The sequence below is a fragment of the Bacteroidota bacterium genome (genome assembly GCA_018698135.1).
Taxonomy (GTDB): domain Bacteria; phylum Bacteroidota; class Bacteroidia; order CAILMK01; family JAAYUY01; genus JABINZ01.
This window is the reverse complement of the sequence record JABINZ010000035.1, coordinates 1-21,387: the sequence shown is the minus strand read 5'-3', so window position 1 is coordinate 21,387 and position 21,387 is coordinate 1. Positions and strand designations below refer to the sequence as shown.

20 protein-coding genes are annotated in these 21,387 nt (G+C 34.2%); 18 read left to right on the top strand and 2 right to left on the bottom strand.

From position 1 onward, the window contains the following. The 7 genes from HOG71_02580 to HOG71_02550 all read left to right on the top strand — a co-directional run. Positions 1–480, top strand: a 480-nt coding sequence (locus HOG71_02580) for a TraB/GumN family protein (protein MBT5989715.1), incomplete at its 5' end; no start/stop codon positions are given. Positions 481–690: 210 nt separating this feature from the next. Continuing rightward, positions 691–2,055, top strand: a complete 1,365-nt coding sequence (locus tag HOG71_02575) for a saccharopine dehydrogenase (GenBank protein ID MBT5989714.1) — start codon at positions 691–693, stop codon at positions 2,053–2,055. A gap of 159 nt (positions 2,056–2,214) precedes the next feature. Continuing rightward, positions 2,215–3,543, top strand: coding sequence for a hypothetical protein (locus HOG71_02570; protein MBT5989713.1), 1,329 nt, complete (start codon positions 2,215–2,217; stop codon positions 3,541–3,543). 48 nt (positions 3,544–3,591) lie between these two features. Further along, complete coding sequence (locus tag HOG71_02565) at positions 3,592–4,452, top strand: SUMF1/EgtB/PvdO family nonheme iron enzyme (protein MBT5989712.1); 861 nt, start codon at positions 3,592–3,594, stop codon at positions 4,450–4,452. A gap of 74 nt (positions 4,453–4,526) precedes the next feature. Continuing rightward, the gene (locus HOG71_02560) at positions 4,527–5,927 is read left to right on the top strand and encodes an RND transporter (GenBank protein ID MBT5989711.1); all 1,401 of its coding nucleotides are present in this window, start codon (positions 4,527–4,529) and stop codon (positions 5,925–5,927) included. Continuing rightward, complete coding sequence (locus tag HOG71_02555) at positions 5,928–7,301, top strand: FtsX-like permease family protein (GenBank protein ID MBT5989710.1); 1,374 nt, start codon at positions 5,928–5,930, stop codon at positions 7,299–7,301. A gap of 11 nt (positions 7,302–7,312) precedes the next feature. Next, positions 7,313–8,797: a TolC family protein gene (locus HOG71_02550; protein MBT5989709.1), complete on the top strand. Its 1,485-nt coding sequence runs from the start codon at positions 7,313–7,315 to the stop codon at positions 8,795–8,797. A 14-nt stretch (positions 8,798–8,811) separates the two neighbouring features. On the opposite strand, the gene HOG71_02545 is transcribed toward HOG71_02550, so the two are convergent. Continuing rightward, positions 8,812–9,339 (bottom strand): hypothetical protein, encoded by a 528-nt coding sequence (locus HOG71_02545; protein ID MBT5989708.1) that lies wholly within the window; start codon positions 9,337–9,339, stop codon positions 8,812–8,814. A gap of 172 nt (positions 9,340–9,511) precedes the next feature. Here HOG71_02545 and HOG71_02540 point away from each other — a divergent pair, with 172 nt between their 5' ends. The 5 genes from HOG71_02540 (at position 9,512) to HOG71_02520 (ending at position 15,212) form a co-directional block, all read left to right on the top strand. Continuing rightward, entirely contained in the window at positions 9,512–10,018 is a 507-nt protein-coding gene (locus HOG71_02540; GenBank protein ID MBT5989707.1) for a transcriptional regulator, read from the top strand. A 54-nt stretch (positions 10,019–10,072) separates the two neighbouring features. Beyond that, a complete protein-coding gene (locus HOG71_02535) occupies positions 10,073–10,984 on the top strand; it encodes an NAD(P)H-binding protein (GenBank protein MBT5989706.1) in 912 nt (303 codons plus the stop codon). Between the two features lie 160 nt (positions 10,985–11,144). Beyond that, positions 11,145–13,802, top strand: coding sequence for a T9SS type A sorting domain-containing protein (locus HOG71_02530; protein ID MBT5989705.1), 2,658 nt, complete (start codon positions 11,145–11,147; stop codon positions 13,800–13,802). Between the two features lie 229 nt (positions 13,803–14,031). Next, positions 14,032–14,643, top strand: coding sequence for a hypothetical protein (locus HOG71_02525; GenBank protein MBT5989704.1), 612 nt, complete (start codon positions 14,032–14,034; stop codon positions 14,641–14,643). A 53-nt stretch (positions 14,644–14,696) separates the two neighbouring features. Then, positions 14,697–15,212 (top strand): hypothetical protein, encoded by a 516-nt coding sequence (locus HOG71_02520; GenBank protein MBT5989703.1) that lies wholly within the window; start codon positions 14,697–14,699, stop codon positions 15,210–15,212. 135 nt (positions 15,213–15,347) lie between these two features. On the opposite strand, the gene HOG71_02515 is transcribed toward HOG71_02520, so the two are convergent. Next, positions 15,348–16,013, bottom strand: a complete 666-nt coding sequence (locus HOG71_02515; GenBank protein ID MBT5989702.1) for a Crp/Fnr family transcriptional regulator — start codon at positions 16,011–16,013, stop codon at positions 15,348–15,350. A 285-nt stretch (positions 16,014–16,298) separates the two neighbouring features. Here HOG71_02515 and HOG71_02510 point away from each other — a divergent pair, with 285 nt between their 5' ends. From HOG71_02510 to HOG71_02485, 6 genes are all read left to right on the top strand, one after another. Next, positions 16,299–16,643: a hypothetical protein gene (locus HOG71_02510; protein MBT5989701.1), complete on the top strand. Its 345-nt coding sequence runs from the start codon at positions 16,299–16,301 to the stop codon at positions 16,641–16,643. Between the two features lie 98 nt (positions 16,644–16,741). Then, positions 16,742–17,092, top strand: coding sequence for a thioredoxin (gene trxA / locus HOG71_02505; GenBank protein ID MBT5989700.1), 351 nt, complete (start codon positions 16,742–16,744; stop codon positions 17,090–17,092). Positions 17,093–17,105: 13 nt separating this feature from the next. After that, positions 17,106–17,741 (top strand): methyltransferase domain-containing protein, encoded by a 636-nt coding sequence (locus tag HOG71_02500; GenBank protein MBT5989699.1) that lies wholly within the window; start codon positions 17,106–17,108, stop codon positions 17,739–17,741. 130 nt (positions 17,742–17,871) lie between these two features. Then, a complete protein-coding gene (locus HOG71_02495) occupies positions 17,872–19,179 on the top strand; it encodes a radical SAM protein (GenBank protein ID MBT5989698.1) in 1,308 nt (435 codons plus the stop codon). Positions 19,180–19,192: 13 nt separating this feature from the next. Continuing rightward, a complete protein-coding gene (locus HOG71_02490) occupies positions 19,193–20,467 on the top strand; it encodes an FAD-dependent oxidoreductase (protein MBT5989697.1) in 1,275 nt (424 codons plus the stop codon). A gap of 316 nt (positions 20,468–20,783) precedes the next feature. Further along, on the top strand, positions 20,784–21,332 hold the full coding sequence (locus HOG71_02485) for a transposase (protein MBT5989696.1): 549 nt from the start codon (positions 20,784–20,786) through the stop codon (positions 21,330–21,332). Positions 21,333–21,387: the final 55 nt, after the last annotated feature.

Genomic DNA, 21,387 nt, shown 5'->3' with positions numbered 1-21,387 from the left:
CAAAGGTTAAAACCTTTTTATGGTTCAGCTATTTTAATAAGCGAATTATTGGGAAAAACAGTAGCCTATGAGCAAAAGCTTAGTCAAGCTGCCAAGAAAAATAAAATGAGTTTCGCTGCATTGGAAACTATTGAATATCAATTGTCTATAGTTGATAAAATGAGTATTGAAAAACAGGTTCAATTGAGTTATATTGATGGATTTAAAACAAATCCAATGGAGGAGTTTGCTAAACTTAATGAAGCATATAAAACTCAAAATCTGGAGGTTATTAGAGAAATGATTTTGGCCGAATCTGACTTTGCAAATTTTGAAAAGGACTTTTTGATCACCCGAAATAATAATTGGATACCTGTTATCAAAGAGTTAACACAAAAGCAAAGTACTTTTATTGCTGTAGGAGCAGCTCATTTGGTTGGAGAAAATGGATTAATAGTATTACTCCGAAAAGAAGGTTTTAATGTAAAGGCCGTAAAATAGGCTATACCATAGAGAAGTGGCTTCCTAATAAATTGAAATTGTTTGACTTAATTCCATTAATGAAAAGGAATTAATGTAAAATGCAATACCTTTACAAAAATAACCTTAATCCCACGCCACTATGAAACAAGCATGAGTAAAAAATTTCTCACACATAGGAATGATTATAATGCGAGTTCCATCTGACAACTAAAAAACAATTATAAACAGATGAAAATAATCAAAAACGATTTCGAATCGAAAGTTAAGAAAGTTGCTATAATTGGTGCTGGTAAAATGACAAAACCATTGGTTGATTATTTTATTGACAAATGTGGTTATCAGGTTTTTATGGTTAACCGTACAGTTGCAGCTGCCGAAAAAGTTATTGATGGAAGAAAGCTTGGGATTGCCATTCGATGGGCTGCAGGTGATGCAGATGCTTTGGACAAAGTCGTGTCGCAAGCAGATATAGTGATTAGCATGGTGCCAAAACCATTGCATATCAATGTGGCCAAATCATGTTTGAGATGCAATAAAAATATGCTTACAACAGCTTATGAAATTCCAGAATTAATGGCGCTGGATAAAGAAGTAAAGGAAAAAGGATTGTTATTCCTGAATGAATTAGGTGAAGTGCCGGGAATCGATCATTTTGGAACGCAACTTTTGCTTGATGAAGTTAAAAATGAAGGAGGCAAAATACTAAGTCTTAAATCGTATGGTAGCGGATTACCTGCCTATGAACACAATAATAATCCCATGTTATATAAATTTTCATGGGATCCGAATACTGTTTTTGTAGCCGCTCAAACTGCAGCTCAATATATTTATAAAGGAAAGAAAGTTAAAGTTCCGGGAGATAAACTCTTTACACATTTCTGGCTAACTGAAGTTGAAGGCTTGGGGACATTTGAAACTTATCCCAATAAGGATGTAGATAAATATGTTAAACCCTTCGGTATTCCTGCAGATGCAACATTCTATAGGGGATTACTTAGATATTCAGGATACTGCAATAATTTAAGAAACATAATGGAGCTTGGATTTTTAGATAAGGAGGAGATTCACAATTTTACGAATGTAACCTACAGGCAACTAATGGCTTCATTAATTGGAAGTGATTCAACAGACGATCTCGAATTAAAAGTGACGAAATTTTTAAACGTATATGAGAATGCCGACATTATTCATCGTTTAACCTGGCTTGGACTATTTGATGACAGAACAATAGATTTAAAGGAGGCCACAAAGCTCGAAGTACTATTGGACAGAATGTTAAAGCGCATGGCATACGAACCTCATGAAAGTGATATGATCATTTTACATATTGAAGTGATTGCTGAATTCGAGAACGGTAGAAAGGAAAAGAGATTAGCAACCATGGTGAATAAGGGAATTCCATATGGAGATTCAGCTATGTCGAGAGCAGTTGCATTGCCTGCTGCAATTGCTGCCAAACTTATTCTGGAAGGAAAAATCAAAGGAACAGGTTTGCGAATGCCACCAAACTTGCCAGAATTGTATAAACCTGTTTTAGAAGAATTAGAAACGTTTGGATTTGTATTTAAACGACAGAATATTCTTATTCCCTAATACAATGATATTAGAATTGCAAAATCAAAGTTTCAGGAAATAGATCAGCATAAGTAGATAATAAATTATTCCTCTTTTTGATATTCGAAAATAAATGCAATATTTGTACGCATATATTTATTAACAAATTTGTAGAATATCGTCTTAGACATGAATGAAATGAAAACGATAACAATTATTGGAGCCGGAATGATGGTAAAACCAATGGTTGATTACTTCATCGAGAAAGAAAACTATAGAATAAATTTATTGGATCGCTTTGTTGACAAGGCAATCGGAATAAAAGCAAACAGACCAGAATGTGAAGCAATTGAGTGGCTAAACAACGATACCGACCTACTTGATAGTGTGATTGAAAGGTCTGATATTGTTATCAGCATGGTTCCTAAGCCAGTACATATTGTAATTGCAACATCTTGCCTGAAATACAAAAAAAGTATGGTAACTGCTTCCTATGAAGTTCCTGCATTAATGGATTTGAAAAGTGAAGTAGATAAACAAGGAATTCTAATATTAAGTGAATTAGGTGAGGTTCCCGGAATCGATCATTTTGGAACACAAATGCTTCTTGAGCAGATCAAAGAAGAAAATGGTCGGGTTTTAAGTATAAATTCATATGGCAGTGGAATCCCCTCTTTTGAATCTAATAATAATCCGATGGGTTATAAATTTAGTTGGGATCCTCTAACAGTTTTTGTTGCCGCACAAACTCCGGCTGCCTATTTTAAGGACGGAAAAAAGATATTTGTTCCCGGAGATAAACTCTTTGAGAATTTTTGGTATGTCGATATTGAAGATCTGGGTATTTTTGAAACCTATGCCAATAAGGATGTAGAGAAGTACATTGAACCTTTTGGATTAGATAAAAACATCTCTTTTTACAGAGGTCTTTTGAGATACTCAGGTTATTGCAACAATATGCGATATATGGAAGAATTAGGCCTGTTTAAAAGTGATCAGAAAAATGATTATAGCAATACAACTTTTCTTCAGTTTACATGTGCTTTAGTGAATGCCTCATCTGATGAAAATATTGAAAAGAAAGTTGCTGAATATCTGAATTTGGATATTAACTCAGATTTTATCCATCGGATGAAATGGCTTGGACTTTTTGATGATGTGCAGATTCCTTTGGAAACAGGTAGCAATCTGAATGTCCTTTTGAATAGGATGCTTCAAAGAATGTCATACGCCAAAGGAGAAAAGGATATGATTATTCTACATATTGAAATCATTGCGGAATTTGAAGGTGGAGTAAAAGAAAAACGGATTGCAACTATGGTTGCAAAAGGTATTCCTTACGGAGATACAGCCATGTCGAGAGTCGTTGCATTGCCAACAGCTATTGCATCAAGATTGATAGTAGATGGGAAAATAAAAGCAAAAGGCTTACGTATGCCACCAAATATGCCAGAACTTTTTAAGCCAGCTTTAGCAGAATTAAAAGAACATGGATTGGAGTTTACGACTAAGCGTATCATTTTATAAAGATTACAATAATCTTTTCTGTATTACGTTTGATCTAATAAACAAATAATGAAACACCTCTTTGCAATTACTCTGTTATTCTCGTTTATTGTTCTTACTGCTCAGAATAAAAAGTCATCTAAAATTCCGAAAGAAATAGAGGAATTTGTTTTGATCAATTCAGGCATTGTTTATCTGGATACAAACGAGCTCACTGTTAATCGTTTTTACATTCGTAAAACAGAGGTGACTAATGGAGAATACAAGGAGTTTTTAGCAGATTTGAACACTCAAGGCAATGCTACAGAATTTGAGCTCGCATATCCAGACAGTAGTAAATGGCTTAATTCAGAGATTTTTAATCCACCCTTGGCAGATTATTATTTCAGACATCCAAATTATAATTCATTTCCTGTAGTTAATATCTCTTATGAGGCTGCTCTGTTGTTTTGTAAATGGCTTGAAGAGAAACTAAATACAGATGAGAAGCAGAAGTTTATGGTTCATGTACGTTTACCTCTCAAAGCGGAATGGGTAATGGCAGCCAGAGCTGGACGTCAACACAGTGAATATGCATGGTCTGGTCCATATTTGAGAAATAAAGAAGGAAAGTTTCAATGTAATTTCAAGAGACTAAGCAATGAGCGTATTCATTATAATTATGAAAGCAAATCATTCGAAATTAAGGAATCTTATGAAGATGTTTTTACATCAATTGCAGAAACAAAAAGCTATTGGCCTAATGATTATGGTTTGTACAATATGTGTGGTAATGTAGCTGAAATGTTATGGGATAAAGGGGAGGCCATTGGTGGTTCCTGGAATTCCCCGGGTTATGATGTTAGAGTTACCAGCATAATGAATTATGAAGGACCAAGTCCTTATATTGGTTTCCGACCAGTAATTTCGATAGTGGAAGATTTTAAATGATTTTTCCATTCCTTTTTTTCTACGATATTTGTTCGATTGCATAATCGAATACATGTCAAACTATTATATGTAATATGAGAAAAAAAATTTTAATTTGGACTGGTTCTGTCCTTATGCTTGCATTTATCATTTGGATAGCTATACCCAAAAATAAAGTAATTGATCAGGTATTTACTTCTCCAGTAAGAGGCGATTTTCTTGTATCAGTGGTGGTAACGGGCGAGTTAGAAGCAAAAAGTGCAGAAGAAATAAATGGCCCAACGGGTTTGCGTACCATTGGACTTTGGAGTGAAATAAAAATTCTGGACATGGTTGCTGAAGGTACACTAGTTGATTCAGGTGATTTTGTAGCCAGTCTTGATAAAACTGAAATAAGCAGTAAAATTAAAGATCTTGAGTCAGAAATCGAAAAGCTGCAAACACAATTAACGAAAACAAGACTCGATACAACCCTTGATTTGCGTAATGCACGCGATGAGTTGGTCAATCTTAGATATTCATATGAGGAGCAACAAATTAATTTAGACCAATCGAAGTATGAAGCTCCGGCTACACAGCGTCAGGCGCAAATTGAATTGGAAAAGAGAGAAAGAACCTACAAACAAACCGTAAATAACTATAAACTAAAAACGAAGCAAGCAGAAGCCTCCATGCAAGATGTGGAAGTTAGTTTGACTCAATCCAATCGAAAACGCAATCAAATGATTGAAATTCTGGCAATGTATACTGTTTATGCACCAAAGTCAGGTATGATCATTTATAAACGTAGTTGGCGGGGTAGAAAACTGGGGATAGGTTCTACTATTAGTCCATGGAATAATGTGGTAGCCAGACTTCCGAATTTGCAAGAAATGGTGTCTAAAACTTATGTCAGTGAGATAGATGTTCGGAAATTGAATTTAGGTCAGGATGTTGAAATTGGTGTGGATGCATTTCCTGAAAAGAAATTTACAGGCATGGTTAGTGAAATTGCCAATATTGGTGAGCAATTGAATAATTCAGATGCAAAAGTGTTTGAAGTTGTTGTTTTGGTAAATGAATTTGATTCCATATTACGTCCATCCATGACTACTAAAAATACAATCATTACTTCATCTATTCCAGATAAGTTATTTGTTCCACTGGAATGTGTTCATACAGAAGATAGTTTGACTTTTGCCTATTTGCAAAAAGGAAACCGCGTGTTTAAGCAGGAGATAATGACAGGAGAAAGCAATGATAATGAAATTATTGTTCATTTTGGATTGGATGAAAAAGACAAACTGTTGATGAATATTCCTGAGGATCATGAAAATCTAAAAATACTGAGTTTAGAGGTTAGTGAAGAAGAATTGAAAGTTTTGGAAGAGGAAAAGGCCAAGCGAATGGAGGAAAGTAGAAAAAAAGCAGATGAAGTGGCCAAAAAGATGAATGAAAAGGGAAAGAGGAATAAAGCGATTCCATCAAATGGTTCTACAATTTTTATTATGCAATAAATGTCTGTTTTGAAAGAACCCATATGGAAAAGACAGTTGCCTAATTTGGGGATCGCTCTCAATGCACTAATTGCAAATAGGTTCCGATCAATGCTTACTGCATTGGGAATTATTTTTGGTGTTGCTGCAGTGATTGCCATGATGGCAATAGGCAAAGGAACCAAACAAGAAATACTCGACCAAATGAAACAGGTTGGCGTGAATAATATTGTTGTTCTACCTATTCTTGAGGATGATGATGATTTTTCAGTGGATGACGAATCAGCTAATCAAAAGGAGGCAGCAGAGTCATCTTTTTCTCCCGGATTAACCATGGCAGATGCACTTGCTATTCAATCAGTTGTGCCATCTGTTAAGGCGGTTAATCCTGAAATAAATTTCGAAACAACATTGGTTAAAGACGGTATTGTTAAAGCTGCAACACTAAGCGGTATAAGCCCTTCATTTTTTGAAATTTTCAATCAAAAAATTTATAAAGGGAAAATTTTTACAACCGATCACATTGAGCATTCCAAAGCGGTTTGTATCATTAGTTATGATATTGAATCTCGCTTTTTCACCCATGAAGAGGCCATCGGAAAATATATAAAATGCGATCAAATTTGGTATCAGGTAGTGGGTGTGTTGCAACCTGATCAAGAGGTATCCAAAAGCAATATTGAAATGGGAATAAGCAACAACCGAAATACGGTTTATGTGCCTATTCAAACGCTTTTATTGCGTTATAAAAACCGTTCCCTGATAAATGCCAGAATTATTGCTGAAAGTCAGGATGCTGAGGAAGGTGATGAAAAGAAGAATTGGAATCAGTTAGATAAAATTGTAGTTCAGGTTCACAGTACCGAGCAGCTTCGATCAACATCTGAAATAATTCACCGATTGCTAATGCGCAGGCATGCAGATGTAGAGGATTTTGAGGTGAATATCCCACAATTGTTGCTGAAGCAACAAGAGCGCACCAAAGATGTTTTCAGCATTGTACTGATAGCCATTGCCAGTATATCTTTACTGGTTGGCGGAATCGGCATTATGAATATTATGCTGGCTTCGGTCATGGAGCGAACCAATGAAATAGGAATCAGGCGGGCAATGGGAGCGACCCAAAAAGATATCTCCATACAGTTTATTTCAGAAGCTACGCTTATTAGTATTTCAGGAGGAATTCTGGGCATTTTGCTTGGTTTTACCTTGTCTTATTTCTTGTCGCATCTTTCCTTGTTCATTCCAGATTTTAAAGATATTCCTGCTGAAAATTCTATTTTATCAGTTGTTATTTCATTTACAGTTTCAGTAAGTGTGGGAATATTGTTTGGATACATTCCTGCCAAAAGAGCTGCTGAAAAGGATCCGGTAACTTCCTTACGTCACGAATAAGTATAATTTTTATGTTTAGATATTTTCGTTTTATAATCGTTTTCCTTCTTTTAAGCATATGGTTTATTCCGGCTAATGCTCAACCCGAGCAAAAACAATATAGTTTGGAAAAAGTAATACAGCGTGCACAATTGCATTCGCCAGATGCTTTATTGGCCAAGCACCGATTTAGAAACAGCTATTGGCAGTATCGGACATTTAAGGCTACTAATTTGCCTCGTTTGAGTTTGGATGCCACCTTGCCCGATTTCAATCGTTCCATAGCCAACATTACACAACCTGATGGAAGTGTATCATTCCGTTCACAGTTTCAAGCAAATTCTTCTGCCTACCTTTCCTTGGCTCAAAACATTGGCCTTACAGGTGGTCAGGTTTTTATGAATTCTGGATTGCAAAGGATTGATCTGCTAGGTGGATCCAAGTCAACTTCCTATCTGGCAAGTCCACTATATATTGGCATTAGCCAGCCAATTTGGGGTTTTAATGCGTATAAATGGAGTAAGCGAATTGAACCTATTAAATATCAGGAAGCAAAAAGCGTGTATTTGGAAGATATGGAGCGACTTTCTATTCGGGCTACTGCTTTGTTTTTCGATTTATTGCTGGCACAAATTAGTTATGAAATTGCCAGTAATAATCAAGCGAATAACGATACCATTTATAAAATTACCAAAGGCCGATATAACTTAGGTAAAATTGCTGAAAACGAATTATTACAAATGGAATTGAGATTACTGAACTCCAACAATGAATTGGAACAATCGAAATTGCAGGTCGAAATAACCACTTTTGCATTAAAATCTTTTTTGGGTATCAAGAACGATGAACGGTTTAAGTTAATTCCACCGATTGATTGTAAACGTTTTACAGTAGATTACAAATTAGCTTTGTCAGAAGCACTTGAAAATCGTTCTGAAGCCATTTCCTTTGATCGCAGAGTGTATGAAGCGCAAAGTGAATTAGAGAAAGTTAAAGCGGATAACAGGTTGAGTGTAGATGTATATGCAGTATATGGTTTAACCCAAAGTGGACCTGATATTGAGACGACCTATCGGAATCCAGAGGATCAACAAAAACTAATGGTTGGCCTTCAACTTCCTATTCTGGATTGGGGATTAGCCAAAGGCAGATCCAAGATGGCAGAGTCAAATATGGAGCTTATTCAAACCCGGGTCGATCAGGATAGAATTGATTTTGAAAAGGAGTTGTACCTGAAAGTCATGCAGTTTAATATGCAAATGACACAATTATTGATTGCTTCAAAGGCTGATACAATAGGTCAAAAACGTTTTAAGGTGAGTAAGCACAGATACCTCATTGGAAAAATTGATATTACCGATTTGAATCTGGCACAAGAAGAGAAAGATATGGCTAGAAAAAACTACATCAGTACCCTGCGTTTATATTGGGATAGCTATTTTGAAATCCGAAGACTTACCTTGTTTGATTTTCTTAAAAATGAAAGAATTGACGTTGATTACAGCTTATTGTATTAATTATTTCCCCATTTTTAGTAAACTATTTCCCACCTCTTTGCAAGATTGAAATATGTATAGGGTAATAGAACAACTGCAATTCCAGCAATCGTGTATTGTACTGCATAGTATAAAGCATCCAGTGAAGCAACATATATTAATAATGCATAAAAATCATCATTAACATGATGGTATAAATAATAGGAAAGCCCAGAAATAGTTCCAATAAGTGCTGTGCCAATTACTATTGCCCTATATCCACCTTTTTTCTCATCTTTTTGCGTATGGCTTTTTAATTTTATAAATCGAATATCCTTGAATAATAGGGCATCATCATATAAGAAAATTGTCGAATCGTTAAAACTGTGAATTATTCCTTTCGATTGTTGATTGTTCTTTAAATGAATAACCACTTCATCTCCTCGTTCTAATATTTCCTGTTGGTTATTTTTGATGTGTTTTAGAACCAGATATTGCTTTTCAAGGCTATCATTCTCTGCCTTAAGAACGTATGAGGAAACAAATGTAAAGAGTATAAATAGTGAGAGTTTGAAGAGCTTCATCTTAATATCGATTGATTTTTAGTGAATTCATTTATTCAAAGATATGAATTTTCTGAGTTTCAATTAGGTAATTCTGATTACCATATATCTAATTCTTCAATTTAATGCATTGGATTTAAAAATAACTTTCAAAAAATATTGAAAGTTCAATAATACGTTTTATATTTGTACTATGAAATTAGATGAAGCACAAAATAAATTCATACAATCCTGGGGTAGTTTAGGTTCGAAATGGGGCATCAATAAAACTATGGCACAAATTCATGGCTTGTTTTTAATTACGAAAGAATCTCTGAGTACTGAAGATATTATGGAAAGACTTCAAATTTCACGTGGTAATGTCAATATGAATGTGCGCACTCTAATGGATTGGGGAATGATTTATAAGGAAAATAAAATTGGCGAAAGGAGAGAATATTTTATTGGGGAAAAAGACATGTGGTTAATCTTAAGAAGGGTTATGAAGGTTCGAAAAGAAAAAGAACTGGATCCTGTTTTACGAATACTGGCTGAATTAAAAAATATAGATGAGAAGCCTGAATCACCTGAAATTATGGAGTTTAATGAGCGATTAAAATCAATTGAAAAGTTTGCTTTAGAAGCTGACAGTACTTTGGAAAAGTTGATCAAAGTAGATGAGAATTGGTTTTGGAGCAATTTTGCCAGAATGATGAGATAAATTTTTTTAAACAAAACTTTCATAAAATATTGAAAGAAAAATAACTTTAAAGAAATGAACAAAAAATTAAATATAGCCGTAACAGGTGCTTTTGGGTATTCAGGAAAATACATTACCAAAAGACTATTAAGTCTTGGGTATCATGTGCGAACACTTACAAATTCAAAGAATAAACCAAATCCTTTTGGAGAGCAGATAGATGTTTATCCACTCAATTTTCATAATGAGTCAGCATTAAGGCATTCACTTAGTTCAGTAGATGTTTTGATTAACACCTATTGGGTTCGTTTTAATCACAAAAAATTTAATCATCACGATGCTGTTCAAAATACTAAGGTCTTGTTTAATACAGCAAAAGCTGCTGGAGTTAAGCGAATAATTCATGTGAGCATTACCAATCCATCCATAGCGTCTAATCTTGAATATTTCCATGGGAAAGCCGAATTAGAAGACTATCTGAAGAAAATGGAGATGGGTTATGCCATTATTCGTCCTGCAGTTATTTTTGGAAAGGAAGATATACTGATTAACAACATTGCTTGGATAATACGAAAACTTCCAGTATTTGGTGTTTTTGGAAAAGGTGATTACAAACTTCAACCCATATATGTGGATGATATGGCCGAGTTAATAGTGAATCAAATTACACAATCCCAAGATGTTACAATAAATGCTATTGGCCCTGAAACATTTACCTATAAAGAAATTGTTTCAAAAATCATGAAAATTATTGATGTCAAGAAGAAAATTATTCATGTTGATCCATTTATCGGATATTTGGTTGGCCGACTACTTAGTTTTTTTAAAAATGATGTGACCATAACCCGAGCTGAAATTAAGGGATTGATGAGTGACTTACTTTTTGTGAATGATAGTCCAATTGGGAAAACCAAGCTTAGCGAATGGGCTATGGAAAATAAGAATGGACTGGGCAATGAGTATGCAAATGAATTGTCTCGCAGGTAATAGGAAAATACTTACTAAGCAAAAGCAATTTTGACAAAAGCAATTAATGCTAGAGGGCTTGAATAATTAACATGATTTCTGTCGTGTTTTTGTATATTTACATATGAAAAATCTGTACGATTTGGATTAAACTATTCAAAAACTTTAGAATCTAATCTATATGAGAAAGGCCTTATTTCTACTTGTTGCTATTTTCTTCTTTTTTCTTTCATATGCGCAAAAATATGAATGGTCCAAAGGACTTGGTGGAACCAGAAATGATAGAGGTCATTCAATTGCTGTAGATGATTCAGGTAATGTTTACACTACTGGTGTTTTTTATAGTACAGCAGATTTTGATCCCGGAACTGGAGTTGCGAATTTGATTTCAGCAGGGCAATATGATATTTTTATCAGTAAACTTAATTCATCAGGAAATTTTCTATGGGCGAAAAGAATTGGAGGTAGCGGCTATGAATGGACATACTCTCTTGCAGTAGATGATTCGGGTAATGTGTTCATAACAGGTGAATTTGAAAGAACCGTGGATTTTGATCCTGGTGTAGGTACGTATAATGTAACAGTTGTTGCATACCGGGATATTTTTATTCTCAAATTAAATACGCAGGGAGATTTTTGTTGGGTTAAAACATGTGGATCGCATCGAGTTGAAGGTCCCTATGCAATAAACCTTGATAATTCTGGAAATATATATTCGACTGGTACATTTCGTGATTCACTTGATCTTGATCCGGGAAGTGGTACTCATTATCTTAAGGCAGTTAAATATGCCGACATTTATTTACAGAAACTTAATCCATCAGGAGATTTTAAATGGGCAGTAGGAGTTGGAGGAGATGGAAATGATCATTGTCACTCCCTAGATATTGATGATGCAGAAAATGTATATGCAACAGGCTATTTCCCCTATACAGTAGATTTTGATCCTGGAGTCGGTACTGCAAATTTAACAACAGCTGGCAATCTGGATATTTTTGTGTTAAAACTTGATTCATCAGGTAATTTCGAATGGGCAAAAAGAATGGGAGGGACAGGAAGAGATGTTGGCAATTCGATTCGAGTTGATCAGTCAGGAAATGTGTATACAACAGGTTATTTTGAAGGGACTGTTGATTTTGATCCAGGCCCTGGAGTCACTAATTTAACTTCACAATATGGTTATGAAGTATTTATTCAAAAACTGAATTCACTAGGAAACTTAGTTTGGGTAAAACAAATTAAAGGCACGGGCTATGAATCGGGTGCCTCTATAACAATTGATGATGCGGGGAATCTTTATATCACAGGTCAGTTCCCTGAAATTGCTGATTTTGACCCAGATACAGGAGTGGTCAATTTGAGTACAAATGGCGCTCAAGACATATTTGTTCAAAAACTTGATTCTTCTGGTAGCTTATTATGGGCAAAACAATTTGGCGGAATAGACTGGGATGAAGGTTTTTCTGTTGCAGTTGATCAAGCTGAAAATGTTTATTTTACAGGGATATTTGAAAAAACAGCGGACTTTGGACCCGGTCAGGGGAATACGCAAATAACATCATTTGGAAATGAAGATATTTTTGTATGCAAACTAAGTAAATGCAATGTGAGTAAATCATATTTAAAAGAAATTGTTTGTGAAAGCTATACTTCTCCAAGTGGGAAATTTATTTGGAAAAAAACAGGGTTCTATTCAGATATCATAGAGAATTACAAAGGTTGCGATAGTCTTATAACAATTGATTTAACGATTATTGGCATCTCCTCAACTTTGATTAATCCAGTGGTTTGTGGAGGATACACTTCTCCAAGCGGAAGTTTTTATTGGACAATGAGTGGTTCTTATTACGATACACTTCTAAATCATTTAGGGTGTGATAGTTTCATACATATAAATTTGGTTGTTCATACAAGCTCTGCAAGTACTCTATCCCTAAAAGCTTGTGATAGTTTTAATTCTCCTAGTGGTAATTATGTTTGGACAAAAAGCGGAGTTTATTACAACACTATTCTAAATTCAATGGGTTGCGATAGTTTTATAACATTTAATCTATCAATAAAAGCAAATACTTTTTCTCTTATTAATCCGGTTTCATGTACTCATTATACTTCACCAAGTGGTAAGTATACATGGACAAAAAGCGGATTTTATCAGGATACCATTCAGAATTTTGCTGCATGCGATAGTCTGATAACGATTAACTATACAAATAGCAGTAATTCGTCAACATTTAGTATAAATTCTTGTTTTAACTATTCATCTCCCAGTGGAAAATATTTGTGGACCACAAGTGGAATCTATCAGGATACAATTTTTAATGTAGCTGGTTGCGATAGCGCAATGACCATCAATTTGACTATCAATACAATTGATACATCCCTAACTCAAGTCGGTCAAAAATTAAAAGCGAATGAAACAGGGGCAGCTTTCCAATGGTTAGATTGCACGAATACGTTTTCTCAAATTAGTGGAGCAAATAGTCAGGAGTATAGTGCAAAGCTAAGTGGATATTATGCTGTAGAAATCAAAAAAAATGCTTGTGTTGATACATCAATGTGCTATTCAGTAATAGGCAGTGGAATAATCGAGCATAATGCTACTTCAGAGTGGTTGGTTTATCCTAATCCAACATCAGGAAAGATTACAATTACCTTCCGAAATACTATTGAAGAAGTTGATATGATTATAAGAAACTTGCTAGGGCAAAAAATCATGTCTAAAAAGTATAAGACGTGTAAAAAACTAAGCTTTGAAATTGAGGGTGCTTCAGGAATCTATTTTATTGAGATCAGGACAAATAAAGGTGATTCAAAAGTATTGAAAGTAATAAAAGAATAAATACTGCTTTTGACAAAAACACAATGAATAATTATTTCTACCATACAACACTAAGACAAGAATAGTTATGATAAAAAATTTACTTCTTTCAATTTTAATTCTGATTTTATTTTATAGTTGTACGAATCAAAATAATGCAGAGAACATTAGGCTGGAATTGAATCTGGACCAAGATTATAAACAGGTCCTTGTTTTTGAAACGAAAACAAATTCAAATAACATGGGCAGCATGGAAGAAATCAATGAAGTTGAATATACTTTGGATTCCATAACATCAGATGGGGTCTATTGTATCAAAGCTAAAATTAACCGAATTAAATATCAATCAACTCTATTTGGAGAGACAGAAAACTACGATTCTGATAATAATAAGTCTTTGGCTGAAATGACTGATTCTGAAAAAGAAATTCATGCTGAAGTTTCACCAATGTTGAATAATGAGTATCATTTCAGAATAAATAGCAAGGCTGAATTATTGGATGTTGCATCTTCCGATCAGGAATACATGGCAGATTATCTTACAAAAGATTTAACAAACTGTCCCGCTGTATTTCCCGATGAGGAAGTTTATGTGGGTTATCAATGGAGTAATGAAAAGAACAATCCAATATTGGAATCCCAGAAAATAAAATCTAACTATACCATTAGTTCAATTGATGACAAAGAAATTCATTTTGAAGTAATAACTGAAATTGAGGGTATTGGTGGTTTTGTAGATCAACATACTGCAGAAGGTATTTACGTAATTGATCGAAAGAGTAAACAATTTATCAGGGGCATACGGACTATGAAAATGCAATTTGGTGGTGGAACGGTTACGTATAAAATATATCAGAAATAAGGAACATCTGATAAACTCTATTTTTAGCACAAGACAAAACAAAAACATCAACTATGCAAACAAAAGCTCAAACTTCAAAAGAATATTTTAAAAGTTTAACCATTTTACACTTTGCACTTCTTATAGGACAGGTGCTTTTCGGGATCGTAACTTTCTACATAAACTCAACTAATCCTGTAGGTTTTGACTATGTGATTCAAAATGATATTTTTCTACTTGTTGCTCCAGTTTTATTTATTGGTGGAATTTTAAGCAGCACTCTTATAGCAAAGCATCAGTTAAAAATGAATAAGGCAAAAACTATATTAAAGGCAAAACTCGGAGGCTACATGTCAACTTTAATAATCAAGTTGGCAATATTAGAAGGAGTTTCATTGTGTATGCTGGTATTCTATTATATGACTGCAAACTTGCTTTTTCTTTTGCTTTCAGGACTTACAATCGTTTTGTTTATTATGAATAGACCTACCAAAGAGAAAGCTATAAATGATTTAGAACTTAATCAGAAAGAACGAGCATTAATCGAAGACCCAGAAGCAATTGTTGCTGAGATTAAAATTAATAATTGATTATGTTCCAATACTGCATAAAATATACGGTAATTGAGGGCAATAATAATTTTGGGATTGACAAAGAGTTAAATAAGGAAGTTGCTACAGACTTTATAATTAAAGGATTAATCATTTGTTATAAGCAAAGGACGATTATCCATTCTTTGCCATATTTTGTAAACTGCTTAAATCTGAAATAGTAATATTCTTTCCTTCCAGTTTAATTATTCCTTCCTTTTCAAATTCCTTTAAAAATTTAATAGCGCTTTCTGTTGATATAGAGGCAAAATCTGCCATATCCTGACGTGTTAAATAGTGGAAAATGTTTTCAGCTAGTAACTCTTTCGAAGACAAATAGAGTAGGGTAGTAGCCAGTTTTCCGCGCATTTGTTTATACGAAATGCTTGAAATAATATTAAGCAATTCCTTCTCATTTTTATAATTATTTGAAGTAATGCGCATTGCAAAATCATTGTTTTTGAAAAGTAACTGTTTTAAACCATCTTTATCAATCATGCAAATATCTGAATCCTTGATGGCAACAGATGAATAGGTATAAATTTCTTCTCCAAACACAGATGAAAAAGCCAGAAAATCGCCTGATCTTGCAATTCGAATATTAAGCTGTTTATTCAATCCGGTTTGCAGGTAAACTTTAACCAATCCCGATTGTACAAACATGACATAGGGCGCAAAAGCACCTTGTTTAAAAATGTTTTCACCTTTCAAATACCGAAGTTGTTTCTTTTTATGGGCAAGAAATTCTTGATCACTTTCCGAAAAAGTGTGCAATTGGTTCAACTCCTTTTTGATTGTCATAAATTACTCGAATGAAAATATGCCGATAAATAATTACTGCAAAGTTAAGATTTGATAGGCACTAATCTTTGTAAATACTTTTCTTTTAGCTTATTTATACACCGATATAGATAAAATGAAAAGATAGTCCTTGCTTATCTTTTCTTAGGGGTCAATTTCAAAAACTGAAATTTGATAGTTTTTAAGCTATTATTAAACAGTCAAATCTCCCACGAAGTGATGTGCTACAAATTAGTACAGCATATTAAGTCGGTTTAGTTTTGCAGTGCAATAAATCAATAGTTTATGGTTAAAGTAGCAATACCTATTAATGAGAACTTTATGTGTGCTGATTTTGGCGCATGTACAACTTTTGTGATATATGATATTGATCAAAAAATTATCAAAAGCAGGCATGTGGAAGCACCGATTGCATCAAATAACATCATATTATTAAAGTGGATTGAAGACATGGGTATAACAGATTTGATTGTGCATCGCATCGACCAAACTATTTTACAAAAATTTTCCGATACTAAATTGAATCTTTTTATTGGTGTTTCATTGAATAGTCCTGAAAACCTGATTGATGATTATTTGCATGGGTGCATACAATCTGATGCACAAAGTATTCGTGAAAAACAATTTTAAGTAACTGAATTAAAAAAACAAGTATGTCGATTACATTTATACTCATAGCAGCAGCAGCTATTCTTTTTATAGCTTATATGATTTATAATTATAAGAAAATGCAAAATTTACCGAGTACTCCTGATAATGCTAAAATAAAAATTCTAAACAATAAGAACTTTAAATCGCATTCAAAATCAGGTATTGTATTGGTGGATTTCTGGGCGCCATGGTGTGCTCCATGTAAAATGATGGCACCCATACTGAATGATTTGGCCGGTACGGTTGATGATAATGTAACCATCGCTAAAGTTAATGTGGATGAGCAGCAGGATTTGTCTCGTAAATATAATATAAGGAGTATCCCAACTCTTCTGATGTTTAAAGATGGAAAAGTCATTAATAGTTTTACAGGTGTAAAAACGAAAAGCTTTTTATTGAAACAAGTGAAGGCTCAAATGAGCAATTAGATAATAATAATTTATGAATACAGAACAAATACAAATACGATACACAGTGCTGGCAGAGGATAGCTGTTGTTTGTCATGTGGAGGAGCAATAGACTATTCAAAAGCCAAAGCTGGCGAAATATGTGTGGATTTAGGAAGCGGCAGAGGAACTGATGTTTTGCGTTTAGCTGAAGAAGTTGGTGAAAGTGGTTTTGCTTATGGCATCGATGTATCTGAAGGTATGCTGAAGAAAGCAGAGAAAAATGCTAAAAAACTGGGTGTTTCAAATGTCAAGTTTGTTAAATCAGAATTGGAGGATATCAAATTGCCATCCAATACAGTCGATTTATTAATATCAAATTGTACCATTAATCATGCGGATGATAAGTTTAAAACATGGAGTGAAATTGAGCGTATTTTGAAAAATAGCGGACGGTTTGTTGTTAGCGATATATATTCAATCGGTGAAGTTCCTGAGTTATATAGAAATGATCCTGAGGCTGTTGCTGAATGCTGGGCAGGTTCTATTCCCAAGCAGGAATACATGGATACCTTAAAAAAAGTAGGATTTAAAGACATTGAAATAATTGAAGAGAGTCAGCCCTATGAAAAAGGGAAAATTCAAGTGGTAAGTTTTACCATAGCAGGGAAGAAAAAATGTTGTAATTAATTTTTAAACAAAAAAATAATGAAATCATTAGTCAAGAAAATAAAAAAGAATGGAAAGAAAGTAGCTCAGTGTTGCGCCAAAATATCAAAGAATGTAATGGGATGCCACGATTAAGTAGAATAAAATAGAAATGGAATTTTCAAAACATAATATATTTTCCAAAATAGCCGATTCCGATAACTATTATATCGTCAATCCTCTATCAGGTCAGGCTGATATATTAGAAGCAGATGAAGCTCAAAAATTTATTGAAAAAAAAATTACCCGAACTCAGGTTTATATTGATAAAGGCTATTTAGTTGATCCAAAGGAGGAAGAAAAGCTTTTTAAAAAGAAGTATCTTGACTTTATTGATGAAAGGGATAAAGATGAAGTACAACTATTTTTCACTCCTTGGTACACGTGTAATTTCGATTGTTCCTATTGTTTTCAGGATGAATATACAAACGCAAATGATAAAGTAAAAACCGAAGTTATTGATGCGTTTTATCAATATGTCGACAAACAATTTGTTGATAGAAAAAAATACATCACCCTTTTTGGTGGTGAGTCCTTATTAAACTCTCCATCTAAAAAGGAGGCCATCAAGCTGATTCTTGAAAAGGCCAGTGACCGAAAACTGGATATAGCCATTGTTACTAATGGCTACAATATTCCTGAATATATTGATCTGATGAAAAGATCGAGTATCAGGGAAGTGCAGGTAACCATGGATGGGACACAGAAAGTTCATGATTCTAGAAGGATATTAAAAGGAGGACAAGGGAGTTTTGATAAAATTGTTGAAGGAATTGATCTCTTACTTGAAAATCATATTCCTGTTAACTTGCGGATGATAGTCGATAAGGACAATATCAATAACTTACCAGAGCTTGCCAGATTTGCCAAGGAGAAAGGATGGACTAAAAGCCCATTATTTAAAACAGCGTTGGGAAGGAATTACGAATTGCATCATTGCCAGACCAATAACAGCAGGTTATTTTCTCGCATTGAAATGTATCAGGAGATTTATAAGCTTGTGAATAAATACCCTGAAATTTTAGAATTTCATAAACCTACATTTTCCATTTCAAAATTTATTTTCGAGAATGGGGAATTACCCAATCCTTTGTTTGATTCCTGTTCAGGAGGAAAAACTGAATGGGCCTTTGATTATTCAGGAAAAATATATTCATGCACGGCAACTGTTGGAAATCAGGGTGATGAACTAGGGACTTTTTATCCGAAAATTAAACTGAATGAGGATTTGATTTGTGAATGGGAAGAACGTGATGTTTTGTCAATAAAAGAATGTAATAATTGTCCTGTTCAGTTGGCCTGTGGTGGTGGTTGTGCTGCCATTGCAAAAAGCAAATCTGGCAAACTCCATTCACCCGATTGCAGACCAATACAAGGATTACTGGAATTAGGAATAGGAATATATAGTGAACACAATTAATAATTAAAATATCATGCAAGAAATAACTCAAAATGAATTTGAACAGGAAGTGTTAAAAGCAGGAAAAGTAGCCGTTGATTTCTACTCAACTGAATGCCCTCCATGTGAAGCACTTGCCCCGAAATTTGAAAATGTAGCTCAACTGTATGGAGAAGAAGTGAAATTTGTTAAAATATTCAGACAAGAAAACAGGGATCTGGCAGATCGACTTGAAATAAAAAGTTCACCAACTGTCATCTTTTATGACAACGGACAACTGGTTGGGGATAAATTAAGCGGTGGGATTAAACGTTCCGAACTCATTAATAATTTGAATGCATTACTTCCAGTAGAAAAAGTAGCTGCAATATCCAAGAATATTAAACCCACAGTCTCTCATTATGATACACTAATTTTAGGTGGAGGCCCAGGTGGCTTAACAGCTGGATTATATCTCTGTCAAGCCAGAGTTAATGCTGTTTTAGTGGATATTATGTTGCCAGGTGGGCAAATATCATCTACACATCAAATATCAAATTACCCGGGTTTTGTGGAACCTCAGCCTGGATTTATGCTTGCACATTATATGTCGGAACAAACTAAAATCTGTGGAACAAAATACAAAGTAGCAGTTGATGTTACCGATATCGACTTAGAAAACAAAACCATAGTGGTAGATGAATATGAAACAATACAAGCCAAGAAAATTATTTTGGCAACAGGCGCATCACCAAAGTATTTGAATATTCCTGGTGAAAGGGAATTAAAAGGCAATGGTATTTCCTATTGTGCAACTTGCGATGCCAAATACTATCACGGCAAAGAGGTTGTCATTATTGGAGGAGGAAATACAGCTATTGAAGAAGCGGATTTTATTGCCAAATTTGCGAGTAAAATAACGATCATTCATCAATTTGATCATTTTCAAGCCAATAAGGAAGCACAGGAAAAAATAGTAGCCAATCCGAAAATTAGTATTGTTTGGGAAACTGAGCCAAGAGGTTTTGAAAAGGATGGAGACAGTATTAAAGTGCTAACAGAAAACCTGAAATCTGGTAAAAAAGAAACATTAGTGGCAGATGGTGTTTTTGTATTTGTAGGAATGAATCCCAATACCGATTTATTCAAATCTCAACTTGAAACGGATGAATGGGGCTATGTCAAAGCCAATGAAGACATGAAAACCAATTTGGATGGTGTTTATGTTGTTGGTGATTTACGAAGCAAAAAGTACAGACAAATTACAACTGCTGTTGCTGATGGTACAATAGCCGCAATTTCGGTAACCAAAGAATTGGATTCATTTTAGTAGTTTTTAGTGATACATATTGAAATGAGCAATCCATCTATGAATTCATAGGTGGATTTTTTTTGAGTTGAAACTATTTAGTAGTTGTGTCAAGTTTAAGCGAAGCAGTTCTTGCCAGCCTGTGCTGATACCTTTAAGTGAAGGCAGGGAAGCAGTAATGATATTAAAAGTCTCCTGACTTTTTATTGCTTTGCTTTCACATATTTACAAAATTGTTGTTTCAAGAGTTAAGCGAAGCGACTCTTGGAACTTTTAATGAGGCAAAAGTCTCCTGACTTTTAATACTTAGGTACCACAATATTACTAAATTCGAGTAATGAGTACAGCTTATAAATTTTCTAATCCAGATGGTATTTATTTTGTTACATTCACGACTGTTGAATGGGTAGATGTATTTACCAGATTATCAAATATTGAGATTGTATTAGATAGCTTAAGATTTTGTCAGAAAGATAAAGGTCTTTTGATACATGCTTGGTGCATCATGTCAAATCATATGCATTTAATAATTTCCAGAAATGCAAAAGATGAACTGGCTGGAATTGTAAGAGATTTTAAAAAATTTACTTCTTCTATGATTATTAAAGCAATACAGGAAAAACCTGAAAGCAGGCGAAATTGGATGCTTTGGATATTCAAATCTGCTGGACAGAAAAATCCAAATAATAAAAACTTTCAAGTTTGGCAACAGGATAATCATCCTGAAGAATTAATAAGTAATAAATTTATTGACCAAAAGCTGGATTATATTCACAATAATATTTTGGAAACAGGAATAGTGGAAAATGCCGAAGACTATTTATACAGCAGTGCAAGGGATTATGCAGGTTTGAGGGGATTGTTGGATATCGAATTTTTAACTTGAATAGTGTTAGAAAGACATAAGTGTTTCATTTTCATTGCTTCTAGCAAGTCGCCCT